Raw genomic sequence first — 10,278 nt, forward strand, 5'->3', positions numbered from 1 at the left:
ACATGAGTTTAGGTAAGGTCGTCCAAATTATCGGCGCCGTTGTGGATATTGAATTTCCACAAGATAGCGTGCCAGCGGTATACCACGCACTAAGAGTAACAGATGGCGATTTAGCTGGTTTGACTCTAGAAGTTCAACAACAGCTAGGTGGCGGTGTAGTGCGTACTATCGCTATGGGTACTACTGATGGTTTACGTCGTAGTGCTTTAGTTATGAATACAGGTGAATCGATTCAAGTTCCAGTTGGTAAAGCAACACTTGGTCGTATCATGAACGTACTTGGTGAGCCAATCGATGAAGCGGGTCCAATCGGCGAAGAAGACCGTATGTCTATTCACCGTGCAGCACCTTCATACGAAGAGCAATCAAGTTCAGTTGAACTTTTAGAAACTGGTATCAAGGTTATCGACCTTGTATGTCCGTTTGCTAAAGGTGGTAAAGTTGGTTTATTCGGTGGTGCCGGTGTTGGTAAAACTGTAAACATGATGGAACTTATCCGTAACATCGCAATCGAGCATAGCGGCTACTCAGTATTCGCAGGTGTTGGTGAGCGTACACGTGAGGGTAACGATTTCTACCATGAGATGAACGATTCAAACGTACTTGATAAAGTATCGCTTGTATACGGTCAGATGAACGAGCCTCCTGGTAACCGTTTACGCGTAGCGTTAACTGGTCTTACTATGGCTGAAAAGTTCCGTGATGAAGGTCGCGATGTACTTTTCTTCGTAGATAACATCTACCGTTATACTCTTGCTGGTACAGAAGTATCTGCACTACTTGGTCGTATGCCATCAGCGGTAGGTTACCAGCCTACACTTGCTGAAGAAATGGGTGTGCTTCAAGAGCGTATCGCTTCTACTAAGACGGGTTCAATTACATCAATCCAAGCGGTATACGTACCTGCGGATGATTTAACGGATCCATCTCCAGCAACTACCTTTGCTCACTTAGACGCAACAGTAGTACTTTCACGTGATATCGCGTCACTTGGTATCTACCCAGCGGTAGACCCACTTGATTCATCTTCACGTCAACTTGACCCACAAGTAATTGGTCAAGAGCACTACGATACAGCACGTGGCGTTCAAACAGTTCTTCAGCGTTATAAAGAACTTAAAGACATCATTGCAATCCTAGGTATGGACGAGCTTTCTGACGAAGATAAGCAACTTGTATCTCGTGCACGTAAAATCCAACGTTTCCTATCTCAGCCATTCTTCGTGGCAGAGGTGTTTACAGGCGCGTCTGGTAAGTACGTATCACTAAAAGATACAATTTCTGGCTTTAAAGGCATCTTAAACGGTGAATTTGATGATATGCCAGAGCAAGCGTTCTACATGGTTGGCTCTATCGAAGAAGCTCAAGAAAAAGCCAAAGGCATGTAACTAGGAGGGTAGTATGACAGCTATGACTGTACATCTTGACGTAGTAAGCGCTGAGCAGAGTTTGTTCTCTGGTCTTGTTGAATCGATTCAAGTATCTGGTAGTGAAGGCGAGCTGGGTGTAAACCTAGGCCATGCTCCACTACTAACTGCCCTTAAACCTGGTATGGTACGTTTAGTTAAGCAATTTGGTCACGAAGATGTGATATATGTTGCTGGCGGTACATTAGAAGTTCAACCAAATCACATCACGATTCTTGCAGATACTGCGGTTCGTGGTGAAGATTTAGATGAAGATTCTGTACAAAAAGCTAAACGTGAAGCTGAAGAACATATGGCGAATTCGTCAGCTGTTGAGTTTGATTATCAGCAAGCGGCTACGCGACTGGCAGAAGCAGTTGCTCAGTTACGCGTAATTCAGCAATTACGTCACAAGTAAGCCTATCCGGTTTGTAAAAAGCCCACTTTAAGTGGGCTTTTTTGTGCCTGAAGAGATGACACTGAAACACTAAACTGTTAACCTTCAGTTAATGGAGTGTGGCGGTTTGTTGTGAAAATCAAGCAACGAATAGACTGCTATAAGGATATAAAGTAAGTGAAAAAATGAAACAAGCAGAGTTTTCTGATTCAGTAGTAGAAGTCAAATTTGGTGCTTGGTGTTTAAATATAAAGCGGCAAATAATTAGTGATGGCACTGTAGAAAAAGAGTTAGAGCCACTACTGTACAAAATTTTAAGTTACCTTATCTTAAATCAAAACATGATTATTACCCGCGAAAATCTAATTGAAGATGTTTGGTGTCAGACTTATGTTGACGATAACGCCATTAATCGAGCTATTTCAGAACTTCGCAAAATATTAAAATCGCCGCAACAAAGCGAGCTAGTAGTAAAAACCCATTATCGTAAAGGATATAGTTTTGTTCCTAGCGTTGAATTTATTGAAAGCGAATACCAAAACCTCCCCATAGATAACCTTAATAAACCAGATGTAATAAAAAAAGCAAAACCTGTAATAAATAAAACTCGCTTAAGGGCGTTCCTACTACTTTTATTAGTTAGTATCCTGTTAATTTCTTTTATTTGGCCAGCCAAAAATCGTGAAGTAAAAACAACTTACAAAGACTACCAAGAAGAGGTTCTATCAATGAAAGATGGAACCCATAGTTTTCTTGTACTTTCACCTAATGAAAAGAACTTAGCGTTTATTGTTTCAAAAAATGAAGGGCTAGAGTCTTATTTAATCAATAAAGATCTTATTACAGGCAGAGAAAAGGTATTATTTAAAATAGGATATGAATTAACTCCAGTTGGTTGGTCATATAATAATAGTGATATTATTTATAGACAGAATAGTGGCAAGAAAGACTGCCAAGTGTTTATTATTGATAGTAATTTTATAGGTGAAGCAAAGCATTTGTTTGATTGTAATAATTTACCTTTTTTTGGTGAAGGGGTTAATAATACGAATTTTGTATATTCTAAACTTGGTTACCGTAATCGGGATGAGCTTGCTGTATTGATGAATCGTAACCTCATAACGGGTGAAGAGTATCAAATAAGCTCTCCCAATTTAAATTCTTACGGTGATAAATTTCTGGCTCATATAGAAGATAAAAATAAGGTGGTTTTCGAGCGCCATCAATTTGGTTTTAGTGAATTGTACATTGCAGATACTGAAGGCGGAGCTCAAACTCACCTTTATACGACCAAAAATCGTATCTGGTCATTAAACTACGATCAAAAATCGAACTCATTACTTTGGTACGATAATGTTGATAATATTCTTTATCAGTACTCCCTCGTTAGTCAAAAATTACTTCAAAAAGTATCTATGCAGGGAGTTTCAGGTTATTCAACTACGTTACCTTTGAGCCCAAGTGAAATGCTAGCGACACAATACCCATACACCCGCCACATTTATCAACTCAGTTTAGATGCCCTTAATTTAGAAGATATTGCACCGGAAAATATAAATACATTCAACGCTCAGAACACTAATAATGGATATATTTATTATTTACTTAATGATGCACAAATAAAAAGGTTAGCTGTTTTAGATACTGCTACGGGCACTGTGAGTATTAAATCAAACATTATTGATTTTTCAATAATGAAAGTTTCAAGTGATGGGGAAGAGCTATTAGCATTAAAGAGCAATGTAATTGATATTCGCGACACTGCTGAGTTAAGTTTAAAAGATACTATTACAGTTGATGGTAATATTGTAAATGTAGAGTATTTGAATAACAAAAATATAGGCTACATTTTGCGGGGTGATACAGCTACCAGTAACACGGCTTACCTATATGATAGGGCTACCAAAAAAAGTATGTTGCTACCAATTAGCAATCCAGTTTGGTTTGAGCAACTTTCAACCTCAAAGTTTATATTCCTTTCTGCGCAAAATAAGTTACAGATTTTTGATAGTTGGAATAATTTGATAACCCATGAATTTGAATTAAACTCTGTTCTATACAAACATTCATTTGCACTTAATGATAATAAACTTTTTCATTCTGATGGCTCTAATATCTATTTATATGATTTGAATTTAGGCTTTAAAGCGAATGCTGAGCTTATTTACACATTAAAGGTTGGTTTGATAACACAGCTAAGCTATGCAAAAGAGCTTGGTACTCTAGCCTTTACCACTATTACTATTAACAATAATAAGCTAGTAAAAGCTATAGAAGTGCCTAAGTAAGCTTTATTGAGTTTTTTACTTTTTAATTTAATAAGAGTGGAAGTACTATAACGATAATTTTCACTTATATCCTTCACCAATCCTCGCTACAATAACGTCATCCAATTAAGTGTGTTTTTTCAGTCAAGATTCAGTACTAATAAACTAACCTACTGAGTATTTGCACAAGAAGTGATTTACGTAATCTTCTGATCAAACATAAGACTTATTTAGCTAAAACAACGAAAAAAGGAAATTGTTTTAATGGCTCTAACAACTATTATTCTTGCTGCGGGTAAAGGTACTCGTATGCGCTCTGCTCTACCTAAAGTTTTGCACAAAGTTGCAGGTAAACCAATGGTACAGCACGTTATTGATAATGCGATGGCATTAGGTGCAACGACTACAAACCTAGTTTACGGACACGGCGGCGAACTATTACAACAACAACTTGCCGATAACAATGTAAATTGGGTACTTCAAGCTGAACAACTTGGTACTGGCCACGCAGTAGCGCAAGCCAACTCTCATGTTAATGATGAAGACACGGTATTAATTTTATACGGTGATGTACCACTAACAAAGCAATCAACACTAGAGCGTTTATTAGCCGCAACACCTAAAAATGGTTTAGCTGTATTAACGGTAAATTTGGTAAACCCAAATGGCTATGGTCGAATGCTTCGTGCCGGTGGTAAGTTAGTCGGTATTGTTGAGCAAAAAGATTCAAGCCCAGAGCAGTTACTTATTAACGAAGTAAATACAGGCATTATGGCTGTTAACGGTAAGCTATTAAAAACATGGTTAGGTAACTTATCTAACAATAATGCACAAGGCGAGTACTACTTAACAGATATCGTTGCAATGGCTCACAGTGAAGGCGTAGAAATCACTTCAGCTCAGCCAGACCATGCAATGGAAGTTGAGGGCGCAAATAACCGCGTACAACTTGCAGGCTTAGAGCGCGCTTACCAAGCATGGCAAGCAGAAGAGTTAATGTTAAATGGCGCAACACTTGCTGACCCTGCGCGTATTGATGTGCGAGGAACAGTTACCACCGGTGAAGATGTACTTATCGACGTAAACGTTATTTTTGAAGGCACGGTCACGCTTGGTAATAATGTACAAATAGGTCCTAACTGTGTCCTTAAAAATTGTAGTATTGGCGATAACGTTATTATTAAAGCTAATACGCTGATTGAAGATGCCACAGTTGCAGATAAGTGTACGCTTGGTCCTTATGCTCGCCTTCGCCCAGGCGCTGTAATGGAAGAAGACTCGCACATTGGTAACTTTGTTGAGATGAAAAAAACCCGACTAGGTAAAGGCTCTAAAGCCAACCACTTAAGTTATTTAGGTGATGCTGAAATTGGCGAAAAAGTGAATATTGGCGCTGGCACTATTACCTGTAACTACGATGGTGTTAACAAAGCAAAAACTATTATTGGCGATAATGCCTTTATTGGTTCTAATTCATCACTCGTTGCCCCAGTAAATATAGGTGCAACTGCAACAATTGGTGCAGGCTCTGTGATCACCAGTACCGTTGAAGATGACCAATTAGCAATTGCACGCTCTAAACAGCGTAATTTAACGGGTTGGAAACGCCCAGTTAAAAAATAACAATAGAGGCTACTTAGGTAGCCTTTTTTATTTTAGCTGAAGTTTAAATTGCTCTTTATAGCGTCTAGACAAGTTAAGTACTTTACCTGTTGTTAGTTTTATTTCACTGTCGCCACTGGGGAGTGCTGTAATGGACTCCACTTTATCGAGTTTTACGCCATGGCTGCGGTGAATTCTACAAAATCCCTGTACTTCAAGTTGTTTGCTCAATGCTGTAAGCGTTGCCCTTAACGGATATATGCGTGAGCCTATATGTAGGTTTACATAATTACCCGACGATTCAAGCCAATCAACATCCTCTATTTTTATAATGAATTCTTTTCCGAGCTTTTTAACTAATAGGCGGTTTATGGTCGATGTTGTTTGCTGCTCACTTTCTTCAATTGAAGAGGCTTCACCTAGTAACTGCTGCACCACATATTGATATACTTTGATAAGTACGATGAAAAACACAAAGCTTATAGCGTCTTTCTGGTATTCATAAATAAGCTCAAACCAGCTAAGTCCAAAGTTGTAAGACCCATCATTCAACAAATATATGAATTTACGAACCCCTACCATAATACCAACGTGTAACACGCTAAATATAATAGAGGCACCAAAGTACATACCTAATGAAGCCGTAATATTTTGCCAATTAAAAGATAAGTGTCTTAAAAACCAAATTAAAATAGGGAATATAAGCAAAGTACTCAAGGCACTTGAATACTCCCAAACAAATGGCTCCCACATTAAAAAAGTTAAAGCCCCTTCTCTTTGGGCTTCCATTATTTGGGTTGTAGCGTTTACTGTATTATTAATTAATACGTAAGCACACAGTAATACTGATGCGTAAATGCTTTGAAAACGTTGAAAGTGCTGTAGGTTCATAAATGTATGCTTATTGCTGACGTGGCACGCTTATCCCTGTATACCACCTTTTATCACTATTGCTTGTAATATAAGCACTTATAGATAGTTTTAGCGAGAGCTTTAGGTATGAATAACGCATAACATATATAAAGTAGTAAAAGCATGAGCACTCAAGTACAACAACCTTCATTAGTTAATTCGCGTAAATATTATCTTGATTGGCTTAGGGTAATCGCATTTGCGTCGCTAATTTTTTATCACATTGGCATGTTGTATAGCGAAAACTGGGGATTTCATTTTAAAGGTAATTATACATCACAGTATGTTGAATATTTAATGTTGGTGTTTTCACCTTGGCGCATGTTGCTCATTTGGTTTATATCGGGCGTAGCACTGCGTTTTATGATTGATAAAGTACGCAGCTTTAAGTCTTGGTTACATTTCACCTTATACCGCTCTATTTTTTTACTATTACCCTTGCTGGTGGGGTTATGGTTAATAGTGCCTTTACAGCTGTTTGCAGAAATGTCACAGCAAGGTGTTATTGATATTAGCTATTGGCAATTTTATTTAGCTTTTATAGAGACAAACAATACGCTTTTTATTAATTATCAGTCTGGAGTGTGGCCGAATGTGGATGTAAATCACTTATGGTATTTGCGCTCGTTGTGGCAATTTATGCTGATCATTATCGTTTTAACTCTTTTTGCACGCTTGCCTTTTCTTACGCCTTTAAAAACATTTGTTAAAGGGGATATGTCATTTGGGCTTTTAATTACCTTGCTCACTATTGCCGTACTATTTACAAGCCATTACTTAACTGGCGATTCAATCAGAGAGACTAACGGCTTAATACTGCTACTCGCAGGATACATACTTGCCAAAAACACTTACTTTTGGAACTGCTTAAATAAAAACTTGGTATTACTAGCTTTGAGTTTTGCGGTTTTGTTTGTACTTATAATATTAAGTTATCAGAAGGTGTTTACTCTTCCTCATTTTATTTTAAGCGCTAGCTACAATATTCAACGTGTTGTAGGTGTATTTTTTGTACTCGCGTTCGCTCACCGATTTTTAAATTTTAATACTTACTATTTAAAACAGCTCAATGTATGGGTGTTTCCCTTTTATTTATTGCATCAAAGCATTTTGATTATTTTGTGTTTTTTACTACAGCCTTTAAGTTTAGGGCCTGTTGCTGAACCATTCATCATTATTACAGGGACTTGGTCTTTTTGCGGTGTTATTACATGGGGTATTACACGTATTGATGTACTTAGACCTTTGTTAGGGGTTGCAATTAAACGAGATTATTCCCCGACTGTAAAAATTCTTGGTTATACGGCCGCTTTAATTTTAATAACTCCGCTAGCGTATAAGCTAATTACTTAGGCTGAGAGGCTGTATTAAAACTGCCATAATCTTGTCATGCCTGTGTGTTGATATTTAGCAAATACAATACTAAGGAAAATCACATGTTTAAAAAATCAATTATTGCGCTGTCACTTATATCTGTTCTTACTGGTTGCTCACTTGATGGTGACGATGGTCAAAACGGCTCTCAAGGATTACAGGGAGAACAAGGCACAGGTGGGACTAATGGGTTAAATGGTATAAATGCCAATTCAGCATTAAATATTAACCTTGTGGGTAGAGGTGTATTAAATACACAAAGCCCAGAAGGTGCAGCTGAAATAGTTGCATATCAAGCATCTAAAAAATGGATTTACGCTATTAACAGTTCAGGTGATGACGCTGTTATTAATATTTTACCCGCAGACACCTTTGATACTGCCGCACTCGTTAAAGATAACGAAGGGGTTATAAACGGCACAAATTTAACATCCGTTATTACGTTGCCTTTAAACGAGTTTACCCAAGGCGATGCAAACAGCATTGCTATTGATGAAAATAACAATCTACTTGCAGTGGCAATGGCTGCTGAAAGCACGGGTGATGCAGGTCAAATTGCTTTTTACGATATAAGCGGCGACTCACCTGTATTTATTAAAAATGTTACAGTCGGATTTTTACCAGACATGGTGACGTTCACCCATGATGGTGCAAAGGCAGTGGTTGCTAACGAAGGTGAACCAAGTGGCGACTACAGCGTAGATCCTGAAGGTTCTATTAGTATTATCGATATAACAAATAATGTAATAGCCGATACAGCAATAAATATTGATTTTAAAGCCTATAACAACAAACAAACCGAACTAGAAGCGCAAGGGGGAGTTTTTGCAAACCCAAATGGTCGTACTATTAACGGTAATCTAATAAATACCACCGTAGCTATGGATTTAGAGCCCGAGTACGTTAGCATTTCTAAAGATAACAAATATGCTTATGTATCTATTCAAGAAAACAATGCACTTGCAATAGTTAACCTACAAGACAACAGTCTTGAGCTAAAGGGCTTAGGCTTTAAAAATTGGTCAAGCTTACAACTTGATGCCTCAGATAAAGACGGCGGCGTGAATTTTAAATCATACCCAGGGCTCTATGGTATGTACCAGCCCGATACTATTTCAAGCTTTAGTTGGAAAGGCGCTAACTTTATAGTCACTGCCAACGAAGGTGACGCAAGAGAATACTTTTTTGATACAGCTGATGAAGCAGACTGTATAGCAAAGGGCGGGCTTGATTACGATAAAGACGATGGCTGCTTAGCTTATATAGATGAAAGCCGCGTTGAAGACTTAACGCTTGCTGCTAATTTTGATTACTTAAATAATGACAATGATGATATTGGTCGCTTAAAAGTAACAACAATAAAAGGCGATACCAATAACGACGGACAATACGAATCGCTTTATGCTTATGGTGCACGTTCTTTTACTATTTGGGATAGCAATGGGCTGGTGGTTTTTGATTCAGGTGACGATATAGCACGTATAACAGCATCTGTGCATGGTGAATCATTTAACAATAATGAAGATGAAAACAAAGGTGACTCACGTTCAGATGATAAAGGCGCAGAGCCTGAAGCGCTGACTATTGGTAAAATTGACGATCGTACATTTGCTTTTATAGGGCTTGAGCGTATGGGTGGGATTATGGCTTACGACATTACCAATCCATATAATGTGCAGTTTGAAGACTACTTCTATAATAGAGGCTTAATTAAAGGAGCGAATATTACAGGCGATTTGGCACCTGAAGGAATGGTATTCGTTTCAGCAGAGCAAAGTGCAACAGGAAATCCACTCTTAATTGTTGGAAATGAAATATCAGGCTCTATTGCCGTATGGGAAATAGCATCTAAATAAATATTTAATTTTAAATAAAGCTGTGTGTTGTTTGTTTAACATACAGCTTAGTTTAAACCTTACTAATACATCATCAATTGATACATAAATTATGAGTGTTTTTTAAACTAAAAGTATCCTACAGCCCTTTATTTGTATAGCTTTCATACTAAATTCATTTAATTGTCAAAAAGCTGAAATAAAACATTGACCCCCGCTCGAATCTCCCTATAATGCGACCCCACTGAGACAGGAAACGCCAACGCATAGCGAGGCACGAACTACTCAGAGAGTTAAATAAAACTTCGGTTTTAAATCTTCCAAAAGAAAGTTTAAAACTAAGTGTTGACTCAAAAAATAAAGGGTGTATCATTCTCATCCCTTGAGACGCTAAAGCGACTCAAAACGTTCTTTAACAATATAAAGCAATCATCTGTGTGGGCACTCGTACAGATTGAGTTCTAACAGCCAACCTACTTAGGTAG

At 37.9% G+C, this 10,278-nt stretch carries 7 protein-coding genes; 6 read left to right on the forward strand and 1 reads right to left on the reverse strand.

What is annotated here, in order from left to right; all coding sequences use genetic code 11:
• Nucleotides 1–2: 2 nt before the first annotated feature.
• From atpD to glmU, 4 genes are all read left to right on the forward strand, one after another.
• Nucleotides 3–1,388 carry a F0F1 ATP synthase subunit beta gene (atpD, locus tag GQR38_RS18165; protein WP_007585971.1) on the forward strand — a complete coding sequence of 462 codons (1,386 nt, stop codon included), beginning with the start codon at nucleotides 3–5 and terminating at the stop codon, nucleotides 1,386–1,388.
• Between the two features lie 13 nt (nucleotides 1,389–1,401).
• Complete coding sequence (locus GQR38_RS18170) at nucleotides 1,402–1,824, forward strand: F0F1 ATP synthase subunit epsilon (protein ID WP_007377666.1); 423 nt, start codon at nucleotides 1,402–1,404, stop codon at nucleotides 1,822–1,824.
• Between the two features lie 164 nt (nucleotides 1,825–1,988).
• Nucleotides 1,989–4,091 carry a winged helix-turn-helix domain-containing protein gene (locus GQR38_RS18175; RefSeq protein ID WP_165722849.1) on the forward strand — a complete coding sequence of 701 codons (2,103 nt, stop codon included), beginning with the start codon at nucleotides 1,989–1,991 and terminating at the stop codon, nucleotides 4,089–4,091.
• Between the two features lie 243 nt (nucleotides 4,092–4,334).
• Nucleotides 4,335–5,693 carry a bifunctional UDP-N-acetylglucosamine diphosphorylase/glucosamine-1-phosphate N-acetyltransferase GlmU gene (gene glmU, locus GQR38_RS18180; RefSeq protein ID WP_101163105.1) on the forward strand — a complete coding sequence of 453 codons (1,359 nt, stop codon included), beginning with the start codon at nucleotides 4,335–4,337 and terminating at the stop codon, nucleotides 5,691–5,693.
• Nucleotides 5,694–5,720: 27 nt separating this feature from the next.
• On the opposite strand, the gene GQR38_RS18185 is transcribed toward glmU, so the two are convergent.
• On the reverse strand, nucleotides 5,721–6,563 hold the full coding sequence (locus tag GQR38_RS18185; RefSeq protein ID WP_165722850.1) for a LytTR family DNA-binding domain-containing protein: 843 nt from the start codon (nucleotides 6,561–6,563) through the stop codon (nucleotides 5,721–5,723).
• Nucleotides 6,564–6,707: 144 nt separating this feature from the next.
• Between GQR38_RS18185 and GQR38_RS18190 the strand changes: the two genes are divergently transcribed.
• Both GQR38_RS18190 and GQR38_RS18195 read left to right on the forward strand, forming a co-directional pair.
• On the forward strand, nucleotides 6,708–7,937 hold the full coding sequence (locus GQR38_RS18190) for an acyltransferase family protein (protein ID WP_165722851.1): 1,230 nt from the start codon (nucleotides 6,708–6,710) through the stop codon (nucleotides 7,935–7,937).
• 83 nt (nucleotides 7,938–8,020) lie between these two features.
• Nucleotides 8,021–9,814 (forward strand): choice-of-anchor I family protein, encoded by a 1,794-nt coding sequence (locus GQR38_RS18195; RefSeq protein WP_165722852.1) that lies wholly within the window; start codon nucleotides 8,021–8,023, stop codon nucleotides 9,812–9,814.
• Nucleotides 9,815–10,278 lie beyond the last annotated feature (464 nt).

The sequence above is a fragment of the Pseudoalteromonas sp. c7(2019) genome (genome assembly GCF_011378625.1).
Classification (GTDB): Bacteria; Pseudomonadota; Gammaproteobacteria; order Enterobacterales; family Alteromonadaceae; genus Pseudoalteromonas; species Pseudoalteromonas arctica.

What these genes read in the sequence shown, in the direction of transcription:
- atpD (WP_007585971.1), top strand. Translation starts at nt 3, where the DNA reads ATGAGTTTAGGTAAGGTCGTCCAAATTATCGGCGCCGTTGTGGATATT.
- GQR38_RS18190 (WP_165722851.1), top strand. Translation starts at nt 6,708, where the DNA reads ATGAGCACTCAAGTACAACAACCTTCATTAGTTAATTCGCGTAAATAT.
- GQR38_RS18195 (WP_165722852.1), top strand. Translation starts at nt 8,021, where the DNA reads ATGTTTAAAAAATCAATTATTGCGCTGTCACTTATATCTGTTCTTACT.
- glmU (WP_101163105.1), top strand. Translation starts at nt 4,335, where the DNA reads ATGGCTCTAACAACTATTATTCTTGCTGCGGGTAAAGGTACTCGTATG.
- GQR38_RS18175 (WP_165722849.1), top strand. Translation starts at nt 1,989, where the DNA reads ATGAAACAAGCAGAGTTTTCTGATTCAGTAGTAGAAGTCAAATTTGGT.
- GQR38_RS18185 (WP_165722850.1), bottom strand. Translation starts at nt 6,563, where the DNA reads ATGAACCTACAGCACTTTCAACGTTTTCAAAGCATTTACGCATCAGTA.
- GQR38_RS18170 (WP_007377666.1), top strand. Translation starts at nt 1,402, where the DNA reads ATGACAGCTATGACTGTACATCTTGACGTAGTAAGCGCTGAGCAGAGT.